General features: G+C 68.4%; 23 protein-coding genes and 1 tRNA gene. 9 read left to right on the top strand and 15 right to left on the bottom strand.

From position 1 onward, the window contains the following. Positions 1 to 419 precede the first annotated feature (419 nt). The gene (locus MFF58_RS25845) at positions 420 to 1,880 is read right to left on the bottom strand and encodes a helix-turn-helix transcriptional regulator (protein ID WP_238292075.1); all 1,461 of its coding nucleotides are present in this window, start codon (positions 1,878 to 1,880) and stop codon (positions 420 to 422) included. An 843-nt stretch (positions 1,881 to 2,723) separates the two neighbouring features. Further along, positions 2,724 to 2,799: transfer RNA gene (locus tag MFF58_RS25840), tRNA-Glu, on the bottom strand. Between the two features lie 103 nt (positions 2,800 to 2,902). On the opposite strand from MFF58_RS25840, the gene MFF58_RS25835 reads away from it, so the two are divergent. Together MFF58_RS25835 and rpoH are read left to right on the top strand one after the other, a co-directional pair. Further along, positions 2,903 to 3,907 carry an RluA family pseudouridine synthase gene (locus MFF58_RS25835; protein WP_238292073.1) on the top strand — a complete coding sequence of 335 codons (1,005 nt, stop codon included), beginning with the start codon at positions 2,903 to 2,905 and terminating at the stop codon, positions 3,905 to 3,907. Between the two features lie 238 nt (positions 3,908 to 4,145). Then, positions 4,146 to 5,039, top strand: a complete 894-nt coding sequence (rpoH, locus tag MFF58_RS25830) for an RNA polymerase sigma factor RpoH (protein ID WP_238292071.1) — start codon at positions 4,146 to 4,148, stop codon at positions 5,037 to 5,039. A gap of 63 nt (positions 5,040 to 5,102) precedes the next feature. Here rpoH and MFF58_RS25825 read toward each other — a convergent pair whose 3' ends face one another. The 9 genes from MFF58_RS25825 to hemB form a co-directional block, all read right to left on the bottom strand. Further along, complete coding sequence (locus tag MFF58_RS25825) at positions 5,103 to 6,500, bottom strand: histidine kinase (RefSeq protein ID WP_238292069.1); 1,398 nt, start codon at positions 6,498 to 6,500, stop codon at positions 5,103 to 5,105. 266 nt (positions 6,501 to 6,766) lie between these two features. Continuing rightward, entirely contained in the window at positions 6,767 to 8,059 is a 1,293-nt protein-coding gene (locus MFF58_RS25820) for an adenylosuccinate synthase (RefSeq protein WP_238292067.1), read from the bottom strand. 143 nt (positions 8,060 to 8,202) lie between these two features. Further along, positions 8,203 to 8,508: a hypothetical protein gene (locus tag MFF58_RS25815; RefSeq protein ID WP_238292065.1), complete on the bottom strand. Its 306-nt coding sequence runs from the start codon at positions 8,506 to 8,508 to the stop codon at positions 8,203 to 8,205. A 121-nt stretch (positions 8,509 to 8,629) separates the two neighbouring features. After that, on the bottom strand, positions 8,630 to 9,487 hold the full coding sequence (locus MFF58_RS25810; RefSeq protein WP_238292064.1) for a D-amino-acid transaminase: 858 nt from the start codon (positions 9,485 to 9,487) through the stop codon (positions 8,630 to 8,632). 52 nt (positions 9,488 to 9,539) lie between these two features. Further along, positions 9,540 to 10,847 (bottom strand): adenylosuccinate lyase, encoded by a 1,308-nt coding sequence (gene purB / locus MFF58_RS25805; protein WP_238292062.1) that lies wholly within the window; start codon positions 10,845 to 10,847, stop codon positions 9,540 to 9,542. A 104-nt stretch (positions 10,848 to 10,951) separates the two neighbouring features. After that, a complete protein-coding gene (locus tag MFF58_RS25800; RefSeq protein WP_238292060.1) occupies positions 10,952 to 11,698 on the bottom strand; it encodes an arginyltransferase in 747 nt (248 codons plus the stop codon). Positions 11,699 to 11,823: 125 nt separating this feature from the next. Beyond that, positions 11,824 to 12,312, bottom strand: coding sequence for an RDD family protein (locus tag MFF58_RS25795; protein WP_238292057.1), 489 nt, complete (start codon positions 12,310 to 12,312; stop codon positions 11,824 to 11,826). Positions 12,313 to 12,396: 84 nt separating this feature from the next. Next, positions 12,397 to 12,765 (bottom strand): hypothetical protein, encoded by a 369-nt coding sequence (locus tag MFF58_RS25790; protein ID WP_238292055.1) that lies wholly within the window; start codon positions 12,763 to 12,765, stop codon positions 12,397 to 12,399. Beyond that, entirely contained in the window at positions 12,762 to 13,820 is a 1,059-nt protein-coding gene (hemB, locus tag MFF58_RS25785; RefSeq protein WP_238292053.1) for a porphobilinogen synthase, read from the bottom strand. The genes MFF58_RS25790 and hemB overlap by 4 nt, the downstream gene beginning before the upstream one ends. Before the next feature lie 209 nt (positions 13,821 to 14,029). On the opposite strand from hemB, the gene MFF58_RS25780 reads away from it, so the two are divergent. Both MFF58_RS25780 and ldtR read left to right on the top strand, forming a co-directional pair. Next, positions 14,030 to 14,488, top strand: a complete 459-nt coding sequence (locus tag MFF58_RS25780; protein ID WP_373323388.1) for a DUF6163 family protein — start codon at positions 14,030 to 14,032, stop codon at positions 14,486 to 14,488. 161 nt (positions 14,489 to 14,649) lie between these two features. Next, positions 14,650 to 15,162 (top strand): transcriptional regulator LdtR, encoded by a 513-nt coding sequence (gene ldtR, locus MFF58_RS25775; protein ID WP_238292052.1) that lies wholly within the window; start codon positions 14,650 to 14,652, stop codon positions 15,160 to 15,162. Between the two features lie 9 nt (positions 15,163 to 15,171). Here the strand turns inward: ldtR and MFF58_RS25770 are convergent, their stop codons facing one another. Next, a complete protein-coding gene (locus MFF58_RS25770) occupies positions 15,172 to 15,774 on the bottom strand; it encodes an exopolysaccharide biosynthesis protein (RefSeq protein ID WP_279603045.1) in 603 nt (200 codons plus the stop codon). A 408-nt stretch (positions 15,775 to 16,182) separates the two neighbouring features. On the opposite strand from MFF58_RS25770, the gene bcsS reads away from it, so the two are divergent. After that, positions 16,183 to 16,794, top strand: coding sequence for a cellulose biosynthesis protein BcsS (gene bcsS / locus MFF58_RS25765; RefSeq protein WP_238292050.1), 612 nt, complete (start codon positions 16,183 to 16,185; stop codon positions 16,792 to 16,794). Here the strand turns inward: bcsS and MFF58_RS25760 are convergent. After that, positions 16,761 to 18,362 carry a cryptochrome/photolyase family protein gene (locus MFF58_RS25760; RefSeq protein ID WP_238292048.1) on the bottom strand — a complete coding sequence of 534 codons (1,602 nt, stop codon included), beginning with the start codon at positions 18,360 to 18,362 and terminating at the stop codon, positions 16,761 to 16,763. The genes bcsS and MFF58_RS25760 overlap by 34 nt on opposite strands. A gap of 4 nt (positions 18,363 to 18,366) precedes the next feature. Further along, positions 18,367 to 19,101: an SDR family NAD(P)-dependent oxidoreductase gene (locus tag MFF58_RS25755; protein WP_238292045.1), complete on the bottom strand. Its 735-nt coding sequence runs from the start codon at positions 19,099 to 19,101 to the stop codon at positions 18,367 to 18,369. A 111-nt stretch (positions 19,102 to 19,212) separates the two neighbouring features. On the opposite strand from MFF58_RS25755, the gene MFF58_RS25750 reads away from it, so the two are divergent. Then, entirely contained in the window at positions 19,213 to 20,076 is an 864-nt protein-coding gene (locus MFF58_RS25750) for a formyltransferase family protein (protein WP_238292042.1), read from the top strand. A gap of 71 nt (positions 20,077 to 20,147) precedes the next feature. Continuing rightward, entirely contained in the window at positions 20,148 to 20,489 is a 342-nt protein-coding gene (locus MFF58_RS25745; RefSeq protein ID WP_238292041.1) for a hypothetical protein, read from the top strand. Positions 20,490 to 20,635: 146 nt separating this feature from the next. On the opposite strand, the gene MFF58_RS25740 is transcribed toward MFF58_RS25745, so the two are convergent. Next, entirely contained in the window at positions 20,636 to 21,670 is a 1,035-nt protein-coding gene (locus MFF58_RS25740) for a hypothetical protein (RefSeq protein WP_238292040.1), read from the bottom strand. 376 nt (positions 21,671 to 22,046) lie between these two features. Between MFF58_RS25740 and MFF58_RS25735 the strand changes: the two genes are divergently transcribed. Both MFF58_RS25735 and MFF58_RS25730 read left to right on the top strand, forming a co-directional pair. Beyond that, a complete protein-coding gene (locus MFF58_RS25735; RefSeq protein WP_238292039.1) occupies positions 22,047 to 22,337 on the top strand; it encodes a PilZ domain-containing protein in 291 nt (96 codons plus the stop codon). Between the two features lie 461 nt (positions 22,338 to 22,798). Continuing rightward, the gene (locus tag MFF58_RS25730; protein WP_238292038.1) at positions 22,799 to 23,755 is read left to right on the top strand and encodes an alginate O-acetyltransferase AlgX-related protein; all 957 of its coding nucleotides are present in this window, start codon (positions 22,799 to 22,801) and stop codon (positions 23,753 to 23,755) included. Positions 23,756 to 23,757: the final 2 nt, after the last annotated feature.

The raw sequence follows: 23,757 nt of genomic DNA, 5'->3' as shown, positions 1-23,757 counted from the left end.
CTCCTGTTGCGATCTCGGTTGTGATCTCGGCCGTGTCTCGTTCGGCCGCCGCGGTCCCGGGCCGGAACCCGTCGACCGGTCCCGGTCAGGCACCCTCCGAGCCCGAGGGCTCGATGGCGCTCGCCTGAGACTCGCAGGACCCGACCCCGTCGGTTACGGATCGGTCGTCCCTGGCCCTGTCGTCCCCAGCCCGGTGCTCGGCGCGCTGGCCGGCCCCTCCCCCGGATCGACCCTGAGCGTCACCCGTAGGAGGCCTGCGCGTGGTGCTGTTCACCGCGTCTTCCGACCACGATCAGCGGCGTCAGAACCCAAGCCGTCGACCAGTGCCGCCGCGTCGTGCCCGAACCGACACTGAAGAACCGGAAGATGTGCGCGTGTCGGGCGCGTTCAATGGTTTATTTATACCGGTAGACTAATCTTTATCCTTCTGTGGTATTGAGGGGAAATCCATTTTCCCGGCCCCACACCACGGCTTCGCTGCGCTTGTGGATGCCGAGCTTGCGATAGAGAGCGGCGCCGTGATTGCGGACCGTGTTGCGCGACAATCCGAGCTTGCGGGCGATGGCGTCGTCGTCGAGGCCCGAGCAGATGAGGGTCAGGATCTGCCGCTCGCGCAAGGTCAGGTTCGGCACCGAACCGTCCGCGCTCTCCCGTCCGGGCCGGCGCAGGTTGGCGAGCTTCTCGATCAGGCCGCGGCTGAACCAGGACGTGTCGGCCATCACGGCCTCGATGGCGTCGAACAGCTCGCGCTCGGTGTGCTTGCGCGCGGTGATGTCCTGCATCACCAGCAACACGAACTCGGCGTCGTTGATGCGCACGCGCTCGGCCGAGACCAAGCAATCGAGATTGGCTCCGCTCTCGTGGCGAAGACAGACCTCGACGCCGAGCAGGAAGCCGTGCCGCTCCAGCGCGGATTCGACCTGCACACGTTGCGAATCGGAAACCCACAGGCCGGCCTCGACGAGACTGCGCCCCACGATCCGGTCCTCGCCCAGGCCGAAGACCCGGGTGAAGGCCTCGTTGACGCCGGTGACGTGGAAATCTTCTGCGCGCGTCAGAACGGTCGGCACCGGCGTCATCCGGAACGCCTTGGCGAAGCGCTCCTCGCTCTGGCGCAGCGCCGTCTCGGCCTTCCGGCGCAGTTCGAGGTCGGCGAAGGTGAACAGCATGCAGGGCTCGTCGCCCATGTCGATCCGCTGGCCGGCCACGATGACGAACCGGCTCCCGCCCTCCGGCAGATCGAGACAGGCCTCCATCTGAGGAATGGTGTCACCGGCGTGGAGCCGGGAAACGGCCAGCTCGCGGTTGCGCGCGTTGGCCAGCACGTCGACCTCGTAGACGCTGCGTCCGATCACGGCATCGCGGGTGAAGCCGGTCATCTCCAGGAAGCCGGTGTTCACCTTGACGTGGCGCAGATCGGACAGCCGCGTGATCACCGCAGGCGCCGGATTGGCGTTGAAGGTCGTCTCGAACCGCTCCTCGGCCTCGAACTGGTCGGAGACGTCCTTGAGGATCAGGGCGAGGCAGCTCGGGTTGCCGTCGCGGTCGGTGGCGACCAGGCTGCGGAGCGAGTGGACGAAGTCAGCCTCGGGATTGTCCGTGCGTCGCACCTCGACGACGACGTCGTGGAACTGCTCCCCGGCCACCACGCGCTCGATCGGATAATGCTCGGGCGCGCGGTGATTCCGGTAGCGCAGGGCGAAGCGCTGACGATAATCGTCGACGGTGGGCCCGAGCTCGTCCAAGCTGCCGGCTCCGTGCATCGCGAGGGCGGCCTCGTTGGCGTAGGCGATGGTCTGGTCGGGCTCGACCAGGATCACGCCCTCGCTCAGGCCGGCGATGATCTGCCGGAGTTCATGCCGGTCGACGTCCGCGGTCACGCTCGGTCTCGTCCCTAGCTTCTCAGATCTGCCCAGTCGGCAGCGGGGCACAAACGGATCGCCCGCAATCGGGTTCCGCGGCAGGCGCAATTTTCCCTGGTATACGTGCATCATGGCAGGCATCGATATCGATCAAGGACTGCCTGCGACCATTCTCGGTTCTCAAGCTGCACTCAGCGGTGATGATCTCCCAGTCGAAGCGAAGGATCACCGGAACGCCCCGGTCCGTCAGATCTCAGCGAGCGCTCGCGCATCGGGATCCGTATTTTGTATAAACCATGATGGCGTGAGAGCGGTGCGCGTCTACACTACCTGTAGTCAGCAGAGCTCCGACTTGGTGCTACCCAAAGGCCTGACACGCGGCCGCCGCCACGAGAGCTGGCCTGCTGCGCAAGGCGAGATGCCGGAGCGAAAGGCCCGATAGCGATCACGGCACGCGTTTCCACCACCTCAGAGCTCATACGTCGGCGGCGTCGGAATGCGCGACGGCATCGACGCGCAGTGCGGCCGGTCGGGGGGAGAAAAGTCCACGCGGCGAGCGCTCCGACCCCACATGGATCCGGATGGGCGCATGAGCCAACAGGATAAGACACCGCGACGCTGTGAAATCAGTCCCGGCGGCGCGCGTCAGCTTCGTTCCGTTGCGCGGATCGGCCGGCACATCCTGGCTCAGCCACTGCGCAGCTGCATACCGCAAGGATGTTCGGTTGCACGAAGGAGGATCGTGGGACGGATAGCACTCGTCCCATCGCATCTTTCCGGACTGCGTACGATGGCAGCCGCATCGATACTGTGATGGTGTGATGCTGTGTTGTACCGAGCGGCAGAACCCGCTGGCGCCGGTGGCGCTCCCAAGGGGAATCGAACCCCTGTTTTCGCCGTGAGAGGGCGACGTCCTAGACCGCTAGACGATGGGAGCTTTCCGGCGGCGCGGGGGTGCTATAGCCACGGGGCGCCGGGGGAGCAAGGGCTTTCGCGCGGAAATCCGCCGCGACGGCTCAGATCGGATACGGACAGGGGGCATGGTGGAGAGCGGCGCTGAGGAACGGATCGGTATCGTCGCGGACGGCGGCGCGCGGCTCGACCGCGCGCTGGTGGCGCTGTTTCCGGATCTATCCCGCGCCCGCCTGCAGGGCCTCGTCCGTGACGGCCGCGTCGAGCGGGATGGAAGCGTCGTCCGCGACTCCGCGGGGAAGGTCGCGGCCGGGGCGCGGATCGTGCTGCACCTCCCCCCGGCCGCACCGGCCGAACCGGCGGCGGAGGCGGCAGACCTCTCGATCGTGTACGAGGATGACGATCTCATCGTCATCGACAAGCCGGCCGGTCTCGTCGTCCATCCGGCGCCCGGCCACGAGAGCGGGACGCTGGTCAACGCGCTGATCGCCCATTGCGGGTCCAGCCTGTCGGGGATCGGCGGCGTCCGGCGGCCGGGCATCGTTCATCGCCTCGACAAGGACACGAGCGGCCTGATCGTCGTGGCGAAGAACGACACTGCACATCAGGGCCTCACGGCGCAATTCGCCGACCACGGCCGGACCGGTCCGCTGGAACGGGCCTACGCGGCGGTGGTGTGGGGTCAGCCGCAGCCGCGCGCCGGCACCATCCGGGCGCATCTCGCGCGCTCCCGCTACCATCGCGAGAAGATCGCGGTGGTCTCCGAGGGCTCCGGCCGCCACGCGGTGACGCATTACACCGTGACCGAGACCTACCGGGAAGCCGCCCTGGTGCGGTGTCAGTTGGAAACCGGACGGACCCACCAGATCCGCGTCCATCTCGCCCACCGCGGCCATCCGCTCCTCGGCGACGCCGTCTACGGCGGCGCCTACCGCACCAAAGCCGCGCGTCTGACGCCGGATGCCCGCGCCGCGCTGGCCGCGCTCGACCGGCAGGCGCTGCACGCCGAACTGCTCGGCTTCAGCCATCCGCGGACCGGCGAGACCCTTCGGTTCGAGAGCGCTGTTCCGGTCCCGATGGCCACGCTTGTCGACGCCCTGCGGGCGGAAGGCGAACCCGCGGTGGGTGTGTAACCGAGCACCGCCCGCGTGCGAAAGGTCACAGCGAACCGCGTCACATCGTGACATGGTACGACCAAATCGGCTGGTGGCGCGTTTACGACGACGTGAGTGTCCTCGATCGCTACCGGGCCGCGCGGCTTACCTGTATGACATGGGTAGCCGGCAGGGTCGGCTCAAGAGCGGCCCGAGTAGACGGCACTGTTGCCCGTCGCGTCCGCCCGTCAGGGGGACATAGGTCCAGGAGATTGCCATGGCCGGTACGCTGCCCGTGCTCGCCAACGAAGGTGGCCTGTCGCGCTACCTCGATGAGATCCGCAAGTTCCCGATGCTGGAGCCGACGGAAGAGTTCACCCTCGCCAAGAGCTGGCGCGACGCCGGCGACCGCGAGGCCGCACATCGTCTCGTGACGTCGCACCTGCGTCTCGTCGCCAAGATCGCCATGGGCTACCGCGGCTACGGCCTGCCGATCGGCGAGGTCGTGTCGGAGGGCAATGTCGGCCTGATGCAGGCGGTCAAGCGCTTCGATCCCGACAAGGGCTTCCGCTTGGCCACCTATGCCATGTGGTGGATCAAGGCCGCGATCCAGGAATACATCCTGCGCTCGTGGTCGCTGGTGAAGATGGGCACCACGGCGAACCAGAAGAAGCTGTTCTTCAACCTGCGCAAGGCCAAGGGCAAGATCTCGGCCCTGGACGAGGGCGATCTCAAGCCCGATCAGGTGAAACAGATCGCCACCCGCCTCGGTGTGCCCGAGCAGGACGTGATCGACATGAACCGGCGCCTCTCCGGCGACACGTCGCTCAATGCCCCCCTCCGCGAAGAGGGCGAAGGCGAGTGGCAGGATTGGCTCGTGGACAACGCGCCGAGCCAGGAGACCGTCCTGGCCCGCGAGCAGGAAGGACAGAACCGCCTCTCGGCTCTTCGGGACGCGTTGAGCGTGCTGAACCCGCGTGAGCGCCGCATCTTCGAGGCGCGACGCCTGGCCGAGGATCCGATCACGCTGGAAGACCTGTCGGGCGAGTTCGGGGTGTCGCGCGAGCGTGTCCGGCAGATCGAGGTGCGCGCCTTCGAGAAGGTGCAGGAGGCGGTCAAGCGCAACATCGCCAGCCGCGAGCTGCCCCGGCCGGGCATCGAAGCCCACTGATCGGGTCCGGACCGGTGCGCCCTGCCGCGCACCGGTCCCCGGCGTGGACGCCGCGCAGGCCTCTTACTGCCAGGCGTCGAAAGCGCTCTGCATGACCTGCGCCCCCGCCGACCCCTTCTCGAAGGTCAGCACCGCTCTGCGGCCGGAGGTGTAGCGCAGGGCCAGATCGAACCAGTTCTTGTGGAGCAGCAGGTCGGTGTTGCGCTCCACGTCGTTCTGGAGCGACGACAGGCCGATCAGGAACAGGTTGTCGCGGACGCGGACGGGAAGCCCCGAGACCGGGGAACCGCGGGCGCTCTGCTCGTCCTTGGCCTGCAACAATCCGACATCCTGCACGACGCGGGCGGGCTCCGTGCCGGCCGTCTGGCTGAAGGCGAGGCTCACCGTGTGCGAGGCCGGCAGCGTGGTGTCGAGATTGCGCTGGATCGTCAGCACCAGCGTGAGCCCCGCGTTGGGGATGGTCACCGTCGCCACCACGGCATTCTGGAGCGGCTGACCCTGTTCGCCGTTCACCGTGTCGAGCCGCCACGTCACCCGGCCTGGACTGGCCGTGGGCTGGCCACCCTCGGCACCCGTCGCCTCCTCGATCAGTTCGGCGCGCTGGGCGACCGCGATGCTCGGGTCAGTCGGCGACGCCGCGGCGCGCGGAGGCATGTTGCCCTCGGGACGGGGCGCGGCCTTCGGAGCCGGCACGGCGTCGCCGCCGACCCGATCGCCGAACTTGGTCTCGATATCGGATTGCTGGGTGTCCGCCGTTTCCGTCCCGCTCGATGGCAGGGTCTGCGGCCGATCACGAAGCAAAAAGGCCGCGACGGCGATCAGGCCGATCACCAGCGCGAGAACGCTGCCGACGAAGACGTTGCGCAGCATCCGCGATCGGCCCGCACGCGGCGGCACCACCTCGATGCGGGGTCGCTGACGGCCATTGCCGGCGTCGGTCGCGGCGGCAGCCGGATCGGCATCGTCGGCGATCGATGGAGACGGGGTGACGTCCGGCTCTTCGACCGTGGCCGGGTGGGTCGAACCGGCCCGGCGCGACGTGATCGCGATCGCAGCCTCGCGGGGCTCCGGTTGCACGTCCGGATTATGCACCGGCGCCTCGAAGGGCGGCTTCGCCATCGGCAGACCCGGCTCCGGCAGCGCGGCGGGCTGCGGCGGCTGCGGGGGCGAGGGTTCCGGTACGTCCGTGGGCGAGACCGGAGATCCGACCGCCTCGGCCACCTGCGCGGCGTCATTGGCCGGGGCCGGAAGGCCGCCGTAATCCACTTCGAGACGCTCGATGGCGGCGTCGAGGGCCCGCCGCTCCAGATCGATATCGGCTTCCGAGAGCGGCGGATCGAGGGAGCGGAGCTGGCCGATCAAGGCATTGCGCGCGCGATCGTAGACCGCCTTGCGCAGGGCGGGTGTTCGATCGGGCAACGCGTCGAGCGCGCGTGCCAGAAGAGGGTAGTAATCGGCCATGATGCCCTGGTCCGCCCCTTCGGCTACCGTCCGGCCCCACCGGACGGCGGCCGGGGGCCGAGGGCCGCTCTCGCCCGACGGGGTCGGTCACAGCCGTCGGCCGGTGATGTCGCTTCCTCACCGCGCGGAGCCGCATCCGCCCGGTGTTCGTCGTGTCTGATTGTGAGTGGTCGGAGCCCACCGTCGAGCCGTGCCCCTTCTAGATCAAGTCGGCGCGGCCTGGACAATCGAAAAGGTGTATCGTCAACGGGATTGCACGCGGTGCGTCAATCCTCGAACGGGTTGTGCATCAGGATCGTGTCGTCGCGCTCGGGCGATGTCGACAGCAGGGCCACCGGCGCCCCGATCAGCTCTTCGATGCGGCGGACATACTTGATCGCCTGCGCCGGTAGATCCGCCCAGGATCGCGCCCCCGCAGTGGTCTCGGACCAACCCGGGATGACCTCGTAGATGGGCTCGACGCGGGCCTGCGCGGCTTGGCTCGCCGGCAGATGGTCGATGGTCTGGCCATCCAGCTTGTAGCCGGTGCAGACGCGGATCTCCTCGAACCCGTCGAGGATGTCGAGCTTCGTGAGTGCGATCCCGTGGATGCCCGAGGTGCGGACGGTTTGGCGCACCAGCACCGCGTCGAACCAGCCGCAGCGGCGCTTCCGCCCCGTGTTGACGCCGAATTCGCGGCCGCGGCTGCCGATGGTCTCGCCGATCTCGTCGAACAGCTCGGTCGGGAACGGCCCCTCGCCCACGCGGGTCGTGTACGCCTTGGCGATACCCAGCACGTAGCCGATCGCCCCTGGGCCGAGGCCCGATCCGGTGGCGGCCTGGGCGGCCACGATGTTCGACGAGGTCACGAACGGGTAGGTCCCGTGATCGACATCGAGCAGGGCGCCCTGTGCGCCCTCGAACAGGATACGCTTGCCCGCCCGACGCTCCTCGTCGAGCAGCGCCCAGACCGTGTCGGCATAGGGCAGGATCTCCGGGGCGATGGCCTTCAGCTCGGCCAGCAGAGCCTCGGCGTTCACCTCGTCGATCCCGAGGCCGCGCCGCAGGGCGTTGTGGTGGGTCAGCACGCGCTCGATCTTGGCCGGCAGCGCGTCGGGGTCGGCGAGGTCGACCACGCGGATCGCCCGACGCCCGACCTTGTCCTCGTAGGCCGGACCGATGCCGCGCTTGGTGGTGCCGATCTTCAGGCCGGCATTCGCCGTCTCACGGAAGTGGTCCAGCTCGCGATGGAGCGGCAGGATCAGCGTGGCGTTGTCGGCGATCCGCAACGAGGCGGGCGAGACCTCGACGCCCTGCGCTTTGATGCGCGCGATTTCGTCGACGAGGTGCCAGGGATCGACCACGACGCCGTTGCCGATGACCGACAGCTTCCCGCCGCGCACGACGCCCGACGGCAGCAACGCCAGCTTGTAGGTCTTGCCGTCGATGACGAGCGTGTGCCCGGCATTGTGCCCGCCCTGGAAGCGGACGACGATGTCGGCCTGCTCCGAGAGCCAGTCGACGATCTTGCCCTTGCCCTCGTCGCCCCACTGGGCGCCCACAACGACGACGTTGGCCATGCCTGCCTGCTTACCCGCGACGGAAACCGGGACGAGGGCCACCAACGGGTGAAGGCGGCCTACGTCCTGAGCCGTTTCCGCGATCCGGGCGGCGAAATCAAGCAATCCGCCCGCATTGCTGCCGGCCGGGCGGAGCGACGCGACTATTTCGCCTCGGTTCCGGGGGCGCGGCCGGGTAGTTCCTGCGGCTTGATCACCGGCATGGAGCCGGACTGATCCGGTTTCACCACGGTCCCGGTCGTGCCCGATTCCGGCGGCTTGATCACACCGTCGTTCTGCTGAAGCTTGTCGCTGAGCGACTGATCCTTGGGCGGGGCATCGGCGCTCGGACGCACGCGATCCGGCGGCGTCTGATTCGACGGCGGCAGCGACTTGTCGGACGTCTGGGCGCTCGCAGGCGCCGCGAGCAGCGGCACCACGAGTGCGGCGAGCAGAAGCTTCTTGGGCACGATTGGCCTCCCCGGTTCGAGACACGAATTCGGGAAGGAACAGCCGGAGCCCGGATCCGTTCCTGGCTGCGGCGCCGGCAGAGGCCGCGTTTAGGGGGGCTTGGTCCGATCCGGGCGGCGCTCAGCCTCGACGGGCGGCCTCGATGTACAGCGCCCGCAACCGCCGGGTGAGCGGTCCGGGACGGCCCTCCCCGATCTGGCGCCCATCGATCTGCACCACCGGCATCACGAAGGCCGAGGCGCTGGTGTAGAACGCCTCCTGCGCCGCGTAGGCTTCGTCCACCGGGATCAGGCGCTCCTCGATCCGGAGATCCGCCTCCTGAGCCAGGCGCAGCACCGAGGCGCGCGTGATGCCGGGCAGCAGCGCCGTCGAGAGCGGCCGGGTGACGAGCACGCGCTCTCGGCTGACGATGAAGGCCGTGGAGGACGAGCCCTCCGTCACCGCCCCGTCCTCGACCATCCACGCCTCCGCGACGCCGGCCTCCGCCGCCTGCTGCTTGGCGAGCACCTGCGCCAGCAGGGCGACGGACTTGATGTCCCGGCGCTTCCAGCGCAGGTCCTCGACGGTGATGATCCGGGCGCCGCTCTCCGCCAGCGGGTTGGCCAGCACGATCTTGGCCTGCGTGAACATCATCACGGTGGGCTCGGTGCCGGCCTTCGGAAACGCGAAGTCGCGCTCGGCCACGCCGCGGGTCACCTGCATGTAGACGAGGCCCTCGGTGACGCCGTTGCGGGCGACGAGTTCGGTCTGCAGGCGCTCCCAGCCGGCGGCATCGTGGGGATTGCGGATACCGATCTCCCCGAGTGACCGGTCGAGGCGGGCGAGGTGCGCGGCGTTATCGACGAGGCGGCCGTCGATGATCGCCGAGACCTCGTAGATGCCGTCCGCGAACAGGAAGCCGCGATCCATGATCGGCACGCGCGCCTCCTCGAAGGGGAGGAACGCGCCGTTGAGATAGACGATGCGAGCAGCGGTCACGGGTTGCCTTCCTGTGTTCGTCGCGGGTCCAAGCAGGAATCGTGCGGCGCGCTCAGGCGGCGCCGAACACCCGCGAGAAGATCGTGTCCACGTGCTTGAAGTGGTAGCCGAGATCGAAGCATTCCTCGATCTGTTCCGGCGCGAGCGCGGCGGTCACCTCGGGATCGGCCTTCAGGAGCGCTAGGAAGTCCCCTTCCCCGCGCCAGACCGGCATCGCGTTGCGCTGGACCAGCCGGTAGGAATCCTCGCGCGACACGCCGGCCTGCGTGAGCGCCAGCAGCACGCGCTGCGAGTGGACGAGGCCGCCGAGGCGGTCGAGGTTCTTCTGCATGTTGGCCGGGTAGATCAGCAGCTTCTCGATCACGCCGGTCATGCGGGCCAGGGCGAAATCCAGGGTGACGGTGGCGTCGGGGCCGATCATCCGCTCGACCGAGGAGTGCGAGATGTCGCGCTCGTGCCAGAGGGCGACGTTTTCCAGGGCCGGCGTGACGTAGCCCCGCACCATCCGGGCCAGACCGGTGATGTTCTCGGTGAGCACGGGATTGCGCTTGTGCGGCATCGCCGAGGAGCCCTTCTGGCCTTCGGAGAAGAACTCCTCGGCCTCCAGGACCTCCGTGCGCTGAAGGTGGCGGATCTCGATGGCCAACCGCTCCAGGGACGACGCGACGACGCCGAGGGTGGCGAAGAATTGGGCGTGGCGGTCCCGCGGGATGACCTGGGTGGAGACCGGTTCGGGCGTCAGGCCCATCCGCTCCGCGACGTACTGTTCCACCCGCGGGTCGATATTGGCGAAGGTGCCCACGGCCCCCGAGATCGCGCAGGTCGCGACCTCCGCGCGGGCGGCGACCAGACGGGCCCGGTTGCGCTCGAACTCGGCGTAGGCCTGGGCGAGCTTCAAGCCGAACGTGACGGGCTCGGCGTGGATGCCGTGCGAGCGGCCGATGGTCGGGGTGAGCTTGTGCTCCACGGCGCGGGCCTTCAGGGCGCCGAGCAGGGCGTCCACGTCGGCGATGAGGATGTCGGCGGCGCGCACGAGCTGCACGTTGAGGCAGGTGTCGAGGACGTCCGAGGAGGTCATGCCCTGATGGACGAACCGCGCCTCGGGGCCGACGATCTCGGCGAGGTGCGTCAGGAACGCGATCACGTCGTGCTTGGTCACCGCCTCGATCGCGTCGATGCGGGCGACATCGAAGACCGCGTCCTTGCCCTTGGCCCAGACGGTCTCGGCGGCGGCCTTCGGCACGACGCCGATCTCGGCCAGGGCCGTGGTGGCGTGCGCCTCGATCTCGAACCAGATGCGGAACCGGCTCTCGGGCGACCAGATCGCCGTCATCGCGGGGCGGCTGTAGCGGGGGATCATGGGGGCCTCGGCACGGGCAGAACTGCGTGCGAGGCCGGTAGCATGCGGTACCCCGGCCGCTCAATGCGGATCGGCCATGCCCGTGAGGCAGCCTGTGCCGAGCGTCAGTCCGCCCGCACCCATCCCTGCCCCAGCAACCGCTCCTGGGGCCGGAAGCGGGACTTGTAGTCCATCTTGCGCGAGCCCTCGACCCAGTAGCCGAGATACAGGTACGGCAGGCCGAGCTGCCGGGCCCGGCGGATATGGTCGAGGATCATGAACGTCCCCGGCGAGCGTCCGGCTTCCTGGGGATCGTAGAAGGAGTAGACCATCGACAATCCGTCGGCGAGGACATCCGTCAGGCAGAAGGCCAGGGGCGGACCCGAGCCGCGCCCGGTAATCGCCGTATCCGGACCGTGCCGGCGATACGACACCAAGTGCGTGTCCACGTGGCTGTCCTCGATCATCATGGCGTAGTCGAGCACGGTCATGTCGACCATGCCGCCATCGCCGTGACGCGCGTCGAGATAACGGCGGAACAGGGCGTACTGCTCGGAGGCCGGACGGTTCGGTTCCGGCGTGCCGACCCAGTCCGCGTTGCGGCCGAGGATGCGCCGCTGGCTCGCGCTCGGCTCGAATTCCTCGACGACGACGCGCACCGAGACGCAGGCACGGCACGTCTCGCAAGCCGGGCGGTACGCGATGGTCTGGGAGCGGCGGAAACCGCCCTGCGTCAGGATCTCGTTGAGGTCCCGAGCCCGGCGTCCGACGAGATGGGTGAAGACTTTCCGCTCCTCCTGGCCCGGGAGATAGGGGCACGGCGAGGGCGCGGTGAGATAGAACTGCGGCGTATCGCGAGGATGGCTGGTCACGCTTCTTCTGGACCCTGCGCCGGATGCGTCCTCTCGGCGCCGGCATACCAGTGTACAGGCGGCGCGGCCGGGCTCAATGCCCTCGTCCGGCCGCCCCGCGAGTTTTTCGTCGCGTCACGACGTCCTCAGCGCGCGGGGACGACCGCGAGACCCAGCAGCAGGTCGTGCCCGAGCCGCCGATCGGACCGCACCAGCCCGAAGACGACGTCGACGCACCAGAGCAGGAAGGTCGAGATCGCCACGTAGAACAGCAGGGCGTGGACGGCCGCCGTGATGATGTCGACCCGCGCGCCGGTCTCCGGCGCGACGACGCGAAGCCCCATCAGCCGCTGACCGATCGTGCTCTGCTTCGGGCCGCCCACCGTGATGGCGCTGTAGATGATGCCGCTCGCCGGCAGCACCGCGAACAGGGTCCAGCCCAGCCCGAACGTGACGACGCCGATCACCGTGATCACCAGCGTCAGCAGGGCCGTGAAGCCGAAGATAAACAGGATGTCGAGCAGGTACGCGACCGCGCGGCCGCCCAGGCTCGCCCGCACGAAGGGCACCGGGAGCGAGTCGGCGTAACGAGCCGTGTCGAAGCGCTGCGCGTAACCGGGTTGAGGGTTCTGCATGGTGTCGCGTCCTGCAAGCGAGGCTGCGGACGAAAGGTGGGAGGCACCGCCGGCGTCCGCAAGGGTATCGGGCGCGCCGCCGCCTCAGCGCTGGCCCGGATCGGCGGCTTCGGCGTCCGGCGTGTCGAGGTAGAAGCGCTTCAGCATGTACAGCGACGGTCCGGACAGGTTCGCCCCCTCGGTCACGAGCGCGACCAGCGTCGCCCCCGCGTCGAAGCGGCAGGTCAGCCAGCGCTGCCGGTCCCCGTCCGCGTAATCGACCCGCACCGTATTGATCGCCGACCCCGGTGCGGCCCGCAGCAGCCGGATGTCGGCTTGCGGCACGACGGCCGGCAGGGCGCGCCGGCACGTGGCCACGCGCTCCCGGCGCAGCGTGTCCTGACAGGCCGCCAATCCCCCCAGGAATCCCGCCGACACCGCGGCGGCGAGGAGCCAGCGGTGGGTGGATCTCACGGCTGGCGGCGCAGCCGCTCGGCGACCCGCGGGGCGTGATAGGTGAGGACGCCGTCGGCTCCGGCGCGCTTGAAGGCGAGCAGCGCCTCGACCATCGCCCGGTCGCCGTCGAGCCAGCCGTTGCGGGCCGCAGCCTCGATCATCGCGTATTCGCCGGAGACCTGGTAGGCGAAGGTCGGCACCTGGAACTCGTCCCGGACCCGGCGAATGATGTCGAGATACGGCAGTCCGGGCTTCACCATCACCGAGTCGGCCCCCTCGTCCAGATCGAGGCGAACCTCGCGGAGGGCCTCGGCCGAGTTGCCCGGATCCATCTGGTAGGTGCGCTTGTCGCCGATCAGGGCCGCCTTGGTGCCGATCGCGTCGCGGAACGGCCCGTAGAACGCGCTGGCATACTTGGCCGCGTACGCCATGATCTGGACATCGAGGAAGCCGGCCTTGTCGAGCCCGGCCCGGATCGCGCCGACACGGCCGTCCATCATGTCGGAGGGCGCGATGATGTCGGTCCCGGCTTCGGCCTGGATCAGGCTCTGCTCCACGAGGACCGCCACGGTCTCGTCGTTGAGGATCGCCCCGTCGCGCATCAGCCCGTCGTGGCCGTGGCTGGTGTAGGGATCGAGGGCCACGTCGGTCATGATGCCGATTTCGGGCACCGCCTGCTTCACGGCGCGCACGGCCCGGCAGACGAGGTTGTTGGCGTTGAGCGCCTCGGACCCGGTCGGGTCCCGCAACTCCACCTCGGTGAAGGGGAAGAAGGCGACCGCCGGGATGCCCAGCCGCGCCGCGCGCTCGGCCTCGCGCACGATCTCGTCCACCGAAAGCCGCTCGACCCCCGGCATGGAGGCGATCGGCTCGCGCCGACTTGTGCCCTCGATCACGAACATCGGCCAGATCAGGTCATCGACGGTGAGCGTGTGCTCTCGGACCAGACGGCGCGACCACTCCGCCTTGCGGTTGCGGCGCGGACGCTGGGTGATCTTCAGCCCCTCGACGCGGCCCCCCTCGCGGGCGGCCTCCCGGGCGATGGGGCGCGGCTCTGGCAAGGTGTCTGACATGCGGCTTCGCTATCGTTCGCGCGGCCGTGCCGCGGATCGCGCGGCGCAGGGCGCCGGAAGCGTCGGACTAGCACACCGGGCCGGCGCGGTGAAACCCGACCGTTGACGCAGAGCGGCGGAACGGCTTCAAACCGGCGCGACCCCCACGCACCGATCAGGATCCCGGCCGCCCACATGAACCGGACCCCCCTCCCCGCGAGCGTGCCTTAGTGGCTGGCTACCTTCCGACCCGGCGCAAGGCTCCGAGGCCCGGCGAGATCCCGTCCGACCGGATCGAGCGCGCGCAGGGGCCCGCGCCCGGGACTTGGGACACGGTGCTGATCTGGTTCATGCGGCTCACGGCGCTCGTCTGGCTGGTCAAGAGCGTCCTGGCCTGGGCGACCATCCTCGACGTCCTGCCGGGTTCCCGCGCGTTCGAAGCCGAGCCGTTCGGCCGGCAGTCGGCGATCGTCTACTTCGCGGTGATCGATGCGGCCGCGGCCATCGGCCTGTGGCTGACCAGCGCGTGGGGCGGCGTGATCTGGCTGCTCGCCGTGACTTCGGCGATGACGCTCGCGGTTCTGACCCCGCAACTTCTACCGACGCCCGTTCCGCTGCTCGTATTCGGGATCTGTGTCGTGGCCCTGTACTTCCTGCTGTCCTGGCTGGCGGCACAGGAAGCACGGTGAACGAACTCTTCTCATCTTCGCTTCAGTTTGTCTTTACCGCGAAGAGTAAATCGCGAATTCATCCTGTCGCTTAAATCGCCTTTCATTCCCGAGCCGTAGCTTCACCAACATCAGCCGCCCCGCATTGTACGGAGACGGCAGCATCGGATGGCGAGGCAGTGATGAAGACCCAGAGCGCCCGAGTCGCGACGATCGAGGCCCCCGAGGAGGCGGCGGCCACCAAGGGCTCGTACCTGGAGGCCCTCCACCTGGTGGAACGCCTGCACCGCAGGCTCCTCGACGTGATCAAGGACGAATTCGAGCGTCGCGGCCGCGAGGACGTCAACAGCGTCCAGGCCCTGCTCCTCTACAACATCGGCGACAAGGAACTCACCGCCAGCGAGCTGCGGACGAAGGGCTACTACCTCGGGTCGAACGTCTCCTACAACGTGAAGAAGCTCGTCGAGGCCGGCTACCTGCACCATGCCCGCTCCAAGACCGATCGCCGTTCGGTCCGGATCAGCCTGACCGACAAGGGCCGGCAGGTGCACGAGATCATCCAGGGCCTGTACGACAAGCATGCCCGCACGATCGCGCCGATCGGCGGCATCTCGGATGACGATTTCAACCGCCTCAATCAGGCGCTCGGCCGCCTCGAACGCTTCTGGACCGACCAGATCCGTTACCGCCTCTGACGGGTTCGTTCAAAGGTTCAGGAGACCGAGGATCCCGGCGATGACCGCATAGGCGAAGCCGGCGTTGATGGCGACGCCGAACAGGCCGATCACGAGCCCGCCGATCACCACGAGCCCGTCCCGCTCGACGAGGCCGAGGCCGACCAGGCAGACCGCGAGCCCCAGGGGTATTTGTCCCACGATGGGCGCGGCCACGATCAGCGCGAGGGCGAGCGCCAGCAGGGCGATGCCCATTCCGCGCATGCCGAGCGCGGTCTCGAAGACACTGACCCGGGGGCGCGACCAGCGCTCCAGGCGCCGCAGGACCGGCACCGCGCGCGTCACGGCCCGCCGCACGTCCGCCAGGGCGATGGAGCGGCCGAGCAGCATCCGCGGCAACCAGGGCGCCGACATCCCGGCCGCGATCTGGACAGCGACGAGCAGCAGCAGCAGGCCGCAGATCAGCGGGATCGGCGGCGGCATCGGCAAGCAGTTCGGCAAGCCGAGCAGGACGACGAGCAGCGCGAAGGCGCGATCCCGTAGGACCGCGACAATGTCCCCCACGGTGAGGCGATCGCCCTCCTGGCTCGCCAGCACGGTGAGGACGTCCGACGTTCGTGCACCGGAGGTCAAGGATCCGCCAACCTTCGCTGTCCTGCGGGGGGCTCTAGCCGAGATCATAGGGCACGCCAAGCACGGCGGCTTTGCGACGGTGCGCCCCCGCACCAGCGGCGGCACCCTATCTGAGGTCGCCACCAAGGTTTCATTCAACGCTCAAGTAAACATGATGGTCCAGCGCGCATTTTTTCTGCGCGTCGTCCCGAACCGCGTTGTGGAGTTGCGCCGTTCCGACAGATCTTCTGCAGAAATTCGATTTGTCTCACGGGTCAACATTGGCACGATGCCGCCTCCGCGAAGGCGCGAATCGTGCGAAGCTTGCCTCATCCACAATGGAACTGCCGATTTGCGATTCAACTCGCCCTGGCCAGTGGCTGCTGCGTGGTCTGCGCCGCCGCCGTCAGCGCCGGGGAGGTCGATACGTTGCTGTTCGGCAGCCTTGATGCAGGAGCCGCACATTTCGTCACCCTGGGCGCCAAACGCGGCCTTGAATCCCTCGATCACGACGGCTTCGTCGCCCTGGCGAGCGTCGGGGGTGGACGGCGTGACGAGAGCAGTTCCGGTGTTTCGCGCCGGCGCTACACGGCCGGCGCAGCAGCCGTCTTCGGCTATCAGTGGTTGTTCGATTGGGGCGTGGCCGCGATCTATGCGGGACCCGAGATCACGACGGAGATCGTGACAGACGGGCATGGCTTCGTGCCGCTGCCGTGCCAGCCAGGCCTGCGACTGCACGGCGAGGTCTGGGCGCGCCCCACGGAGATGACGCTCGTGCAGGCGACGGCGGTCGCGGGTTCGGCGCGGGACAGCCTGTGGATGCGTGTCGCCGGAGGCTATCGCCTATGGGGAGCCTATCTCGGTCCTGAGGTGAGCGCCTACCTCGATGCCACCGGCTATCAGAAGTGGAATTTCGGCCTGCACGGGACAGACTTCGATGTGGGCCGATTCAGCGCGCGCGTCTCCGTCGGCCTTCAAGCGGAGAGCGGTGGGCGCCGGGCATCCCCCTACGTGGCACTCTCGGTCTGGACGCCCTGGTGACCCGGTGCCGGGTCGGATAGCGAGGCCAGGAAGATCGCCGCATCCCTGCGGATTTCCGCGCGCCGTTCGTCCGCCATGCCGTGCAGGGTTCGGTACGGCATGGTCATTCGCTGGTTCCCGGCGAGCCGGTCCTCGTTCTCGATCAGGAAGTTCCAGTAGAGATAGTTGAACGGGCAGGCGTCGGGACCGGACTTGAGCTTCACGTCATAGCTGCAAGCTGCGCAGTAATCCGACATCCGGTCGATGTAGGCGCCCGAGGCCGCGTAGGGCTTGGAGCCCATGACGCCGCCGTCGGCCCACAGCACCATGCCGTGCACGTTGGGCAGTTCCACCCATTCGTAGGCGTCGGCGAAGACGATCAGGTACCATTCCTCGACCTGGGCCGGGTCCAAGCCTGCGATCAGAGCGAAGTTGCCGGTCACCATCAGGCGCTGGATATGGTGGGCGTACGCGTGGGCACGTGTATCGGACACGACCTGCGCGATGCAGTTGAGGGCCGTCTCGCCGGACCAGTAGAACCACGGCAGATCCCGGCCGGCTTCGAGGGCGTTGGTCTCACGGTAGTCGGGCATCCGAGCCCAGTAGAGGCCGCGGACGTATTCCCGCCAGCCCAGGATCTGCCGGATGAACCCCTCGACACAATGCAGCGGTGCCGCGCCGTCCCGGTAAGTTCGCTCGGCGGCCCAACAGACTTCCTCCGCCGTCAGGAGACCGGCGTTGAGGGCTGGCGAGAGTAGCGCATGGTACAGGAACGGTGCGCCGGTCTTCATCGCATCCTGGAAATCGCCGAAGATCGGGAGGCAGTGCACGAGGAAGTGTTGGAGGGCCGCCAGCGCGTCGGCCCGCGTCACCGGCCAGGAGAAGCCGGCGAGATCGCCGAAATGGTCACCGAATTCCTGCTCTACCAGGGCGATGACTTCGCGGGTGATCGAGTCCGGCTGGAAGCCGATCCGATCCGGCGGTCGATGCTTCTTGGGCAGACGCTTGCGATTCTCCGAGTCGAAGTTCCAGCGCCCGCTCGAAGGCTCGCCCGAATCCATGAGGAGGCCGGTGCGCCGGCGCATGCCGCGGTAGAAGGTCTCCATCCGGAGGTGATGACGGCCCTCGGCCCAGCGGGCGAAATCCTGGCGCGGGCACAGGAAGCGGTTGTCGTCCCGGATATCCACCGGCACCGACAGGGTCTCGCGCCAGTCCTGCATCATCTGCAGCACCCGCCACTCGCCGGGCTCGGTGACAACGACGCGATCCGGATTGTACCGCTCGATCGCCCGTTCGAGTTCGCCGGTGAAGCGGCCGGTGTTGTCCGGGTCGGTCAGCCGAACATACGCGACGGCGACCCCCTCCGCTTCCAGGCCCGCCGCGAAATGGCGCATGGCGGCGAACAGAAACGCGATCTTCTGCTTGTGATGCCGGACATACGTCGCCTCGTCCCGCACCTCGACCATCAGCACGACATCGCGCTCCGGGTCGAGATCGCTCAAGCTGGAGATCGGGCGGGTGAGCTGATCGCCCAGGATGAAGCGGAGCGTCCGTCCCGCGCCCCCGGCGCTGCGCCGTCCGTTCGGCACTGCCTCACCCCTTGGTGCGAAGGGCGGAGCGGCCACCGTCCACGCCGATCACCTGACCGGTGATCCAGGCCGCCTCGTCCGAGATCAGGAAGGCCGCGAGGGCGCCGATATCCTCCGGACGTCCGAGACGCTGAAGGGCATGCATCGCCGCGATCCCCTGCGCCAGCGTCTCGTTGCCGGTGATCGCGGCGGCAAGCGGCGTCTGGGTCAGTGAGGGCGCCACCACGTTGACGCGGACCTGCGGGGCCAGTTCCGCGGCCAGGGACAGGGCGAGACCCTCCACGGCGCCTTTCGCCATCGCCACCGAGGCGTGGGCGGCAAATCCCTGTGCGACGGCAACGGTCGAGAACAGCACGACCCCGGTACCGACCTCGCCGGCGCCGGCCTTGAGCGCAGCCGCAGCGGACTGCACGGCCGAGAACGCACCCAGCGCGTTGATCCGGAAATCGCTCTCGGCATCCGCCCGTGTCAGACGGCCCAGCGGCCGCAGGTTGATGGTGCCGATGGCGTAGACGAGGCCCGCAAGGTCCGGCCCCGCCGCCTCCATCACCGCCGGAAACACGTCGGCCTGCGCGATGTCGGCGACGCTGAACGTGGTTTCGCCGAGTTCGTCCGCGGCGCGGGACAGACGGTCTGCGTCCCGTGCGACGAGATGCAGGGCATAACCCCGGCCGCGCAGGGCCCGCGCGGTCGCCAGGCCGATGCCGCCGGTTCCGCCGTAGATGATCACACGTCGCATGTGAAACGCCCCTCGCTACCTTTTCCGGCCCGATCAAGGTAAGGCCGGCGGCGCCACCGGGCAGGCTGCAGGCCCGAGCCCTCCACGTCCACAAGGTCGCAGGCGGCAAGCATGAAGTTCGCGTTCGCCGGCATTGATTTCCTGGGCGGCGTCTTCGAGGGGCTGCTGGAGGCCGGCTGGACGCCGGTGAAGCTGTTCACGCGGCCCTGCGACGGAATCTACGATCACAACGAGGTCGTTGTGGCGCGCGCACGCGCTTTGCGCGTGCCGATCCAGCTGTCGCGGATCCGCGAACGCGACATCGAGGCGCTTCAGGCGGAGCATGGCAAGGATTGGGCCCTCGTGGTGGCGGGCTACCCCTGGCTCGTGCGCGGCTGGCAGGGTCGTGCCAGCTATGGCCTCAACTTCCACCCCTCGCCGCTGCCGATCGGGCGTGGCCCCTACCCCCTGTTTCGCGCCGTGCTCGACCGCTACGAGACCTGGGGCGTCACCGCCCACGTCCTCGCAGACGGGTTCGATACCGGTCACATCCTCGCGCAGGAGATGTTCGCGCTCGGCCCGGAGGAGAGCCACGAGACTCTGCTGGCGAAGTGTCAGATGGCGGCACGGCGCCTCGCAGTCGGCCCGCTCGGCCGGGACCTGCCCAGCCGTTGGCGGCGGGCGGAGCCGCAGGGCGACGGATCCTACTGGCCCCGCGCCAGCGATGCCGACCGTACCCTCGATTTCCGGCAGGATGTCGATGCGGTCCTGCGGCGGGTCCGGGCCTTCGGCACCGTCGAGACCATCGCCCGCCTGGGGGATGCCCGGGTCTTCGTGGCAGAGGCACATGGCTGGCGCGAGCGCCATCAGCACAGCCCTGGCGCGGTCGTGCATCGCCACCGCCGACACGTCGTGATCGCGGCTCTGGACGGTTACGTGCAGATCACCCGCTGGTCGCCGATCGCCCTGACCGAGGCAGGTCAGATCGGTCGCTGACCGATGTCGTTCCGGGAACCGAACGAGGATCGCGGCGGTTTCCGGCGGCCCTGCCCGTGATGGAATCCGCTATGTCGACCCGTGCAAGTCTCGCCGCGTCCCTCGGCTTCGCCGCGCTGTTCACCGGCTCCGCCTTGGCGCAGGCCGTCATCGTAGAACCCGACGACTTCGGCCCGGACGACGACGTCGTGGTGCGCGAATTCATCGTGCGCCGTCCGGTCGGGCCGGGGCCGATCGTCGGATCGATCCCCCTGAGGCCCGGCAGCATCGTGCCCGGTGACGTCGCGCTGGCACCCTTCACCGACGCGCCGAATCCGCGACTGCGCCGCTTCGGCTACTTCGTGGCGCCCGGCGACAAGATCGTGGTGGTCGATCCGGCAACGCGCGCGGTCGTGCGGATCCTCGATCGATAGCACCGGCGACGCCGGGTCGAAGAACACGGACCGTGTCCGGCGACGCCCAAGCTGAGGAGACATGCCTGCGGGCCCTGACGGCTTCGATAGTCACGGGCGCTGGAACCGGCGTCGTCCGCTCCCCGCGGACACGGCCAAGAGCGATGCTACCAGTCGCTGAGCAGCGCCCGCTTCCATCGATCGGTCGCCACGCAGCGGTACTCGTAGGCCTCGTCCCACGCATGATCACCAGCGGTACAAGGCTCGCGGCTGCTGCGCGGCGGTCGTGACTGCGACTCGCGCACGGAGGCGACCTCGATGTGCCCGGCGTCGCTGACGCGGAACACCGGGCCTGATCCGGTCCCGTAGACCAAGTCACGGCCGTCGAAGCCGAAGCTGCGCGAGAAGCCCCCGTCCCGGGTTCCATCGAGCCCGATCGTCTGGCCCGGCGCCAGCAGGATCGGCACGCCGGTGAAACGTGCTGCGGCAGCGTCGATGCCGATGCCGTAGACACCCTCCCCCTGGAACGAGATGCCCCGGTCGGTGATCGACCCGGTGAGATTGCCCATCAGGATGCCGTATCCGGTGTGGGCGCCGGGAACGCCCCCCGTGGAGATCTGGAGGCCGACCCGCTGGCGGTTGCTGTCCGTCGTCGGCGACTGGGCCGAGACGTCGACTTCGACGCCGATGCACGATGCCACCGGATCGGCCTCATCGGTCGTGTCGACGCAATTGAAGTTGCCGGCCCAGGAGGGTCCGACCGGACCGAGACCGTTCGCCTCCTTGAAGATCGTCCCGTTGACGGCGACGTTCTGCGCACCGGTGCTGGCCAGGGCGCGATTGTGCAATTCACCGGTGATCGTCCATTCGTAGCCGGCATTATGCGGGCCGGACGACCCGAGCGCCCAGAGCGCCTTGTAGGTGTGCGTGGCTTCGCCGGAGCCTTCCGGCACGTGCCGGTCGACGCGCAGGGTCGACGCGGGATCGAAGCCCTGCGGCCGGTTCCACAGGAAGATGTGGCCACCGTCGACGCCCGGCAGGCCGGTCCCCTGAACGTTGCGCGAGAAATTCGGCGGCCAGTCCGATACCGAGGTCTCGGCAGTCGGCCGGACCGGCGCCTCAGCGAAAGCCGGGCTGGCCAGGCCCGGCGCGAACCACAGCATGACCAAGGACGGAAGCACGAGACCGTGGCGGGTACGCATGATCGTCTCCGGATCTGCCTGCGGTGCGATCCATCGAGGAGGTGAAGGACGACGCCCGCCGCACGGCAGATAGGCTGAGGGTCCAGCCGGTCGACCGCGTCGTGCTAAACTGCCTGACGATCACCGCCCACCCTCGGGGCTTTCCGGATCTTCCCCCCTCTGCGGGCGTGCGCATCGGGGATGCTGCCAGACATCGACCGCGAATGACCAGGCGGAGGCTACGCTCGCGAAGCAGGTACCGATGCGGGATCGGCGCGCTGTGCCTCGGATCGCGAGAAGTTTCGACCTGGCTCGCTTTATAAAACAAGTATTCATAAATTCAGTAGAAATTAATAGAGTTCGCGCCGTGATGGCCGACGGGGCGGGAACATCGGCCATGTCCCACAGCGGCACGACCAAGAGCACGTTCGTCGAAGCCCGCGCGACTGAGCGCAAGCCGACGGCCCTGCTGGCCTTCGCTCACCATCCGAACGGGTGTCGGTTTCCCTGCCAAGTCAAGAACATCTCCGATCGCGGCGCGATGCTCGAATTTCTCGGCTCGCACGCCGTGAGGCTGGAGAGCGCGTTCGATCTGGTTCTGGCCAACGCGGAGACGCGCTACTCGGTCAAGCTCGTCTGGCAGAAAGAGCGTACCGCCGGGGTGGTGTTCTGCTCAGAGCCGGACTGACGCTCGGCTCAGGACGCCCGGGCTGCATCAGGGTGAGTCGGACAGCGGGGAGCGTCAGTGCCACGAGCGCCAGGATGTCGAGGGGAGCAGGCCGGCGGGCGGCGGCTCAGCGATACTCGGCGCATCGCGCGGCCGCGAACCCAACAAGCACGAGGATGCAGCCCGTGACGATCCACAATGCGGACATCAGCCGCCTCGCCGGTCGCTGTTGCAAGTTCCTCATCACCTGATCGGCGTACCGCGCTACCGTCGATGATGTTTCCCGGAAACGGATCCGTGCGTCCGAAAATCAGACCGGCGTCGCGGGATGCGGTCCTGATGGATCGTGCCTGGACTGGTTCGCCGAGCGTCAGGGCCCGCGTCAGGAGTTCCGAGGAATGGTGCTGGAACGCGGGCTTGCAATCGCGTCGATATCCGGTGAGGCGGTCAGCGTGCCGAGGCGCGGGAGGCGGGGAGCCGGTATGACGAGTGGCAACGGCGTGGCGGTCGGACAGGACGGCTGGCTGTACTGGGTCGGGCGCGCCCGCGAGGTCGAGACCTTCTACGGCGATACCGCCACCTCGCGCCGGGTGCTCGACCGCTGGGCCCGGCTGATCGACCGGCGGGCCCGCCGCTTGGACGGGCTCGGGATCACGCATCTGCACACCGTGGTGCCCGACAAACTCGCCGTCTATCCCGACCGGCTGGGTCGCCCGTTTCCCGGTGTCGCGGATCCACCCGCAGCTCGGCTCGCGCGGATGCTCGCTTGTCGGAACCCGGCGCCGATGGTCGATCTGCTGGCGCCCCTCCGCAGCGCACGGGACGACGAGCCGGTCTATCTGCGGACCGACACCCATTGGACGTATCGCGGTTACCTGATCGCCTATCGCGCACTCTGCGAGGCCCTGGCCGCCCCCGTGGCCGAGCACGTCTTCGCGGGCACGCGCGCGCAGGAGCGCTTCACCTTCGATCTCGGCGAGAAGCTGAAGCCCGCGGTCGGCGAGGATTACGTCGCATACGACTTTCCGCGGCGGGCGGAGCGTGTCGATGCGAACGCTCTGGTCCATGTCCGCGAGAGCGGGCAGGCGGTCCGAGCACGTGGATTGTTTGTCGGGTCGCGCGTCGTGCTGAGGAACCCTCAGGCGCCCGATCCGCGTCGACTGGTCCTGTTCGGAGATTCCTACATCTACAATCCGGGAGCGCGCCTGACCGCCATGTTCGCGGAGACTTTCGCCGAGGTGCACGCGATCTGGTCCGCCAACATCGACTGGGCCTATGTCGAAGCCGTGCGGCCGGACGTGCTGATCTTCGAGATTGCCGAGCGGTTCCTGCGCCAAGTCCCGACGGATCGGATCCGCATCGACGCCTTCGCGGACGCGCGTGCGCGGCGGGCCTCCCGCCTGACCTTGCGCGAGCGGCTCGGTCGCTGGCTTCGATAGGC

Source organism: Methylobacterium longum (assembly GCF_022179385.1).
Classification (GTDB): domain Bacteria; phylum Pseudomonadota; class Alphaproteobacteria; order Rhizobiales; family Beijerinckiaceae; genus Methylobacterium; species Methylobacterium longum.
Note: the sequence above shows the minus strand (reverse complement) of the source record. Positions and strands in the feature narration are given on the sequence as shown.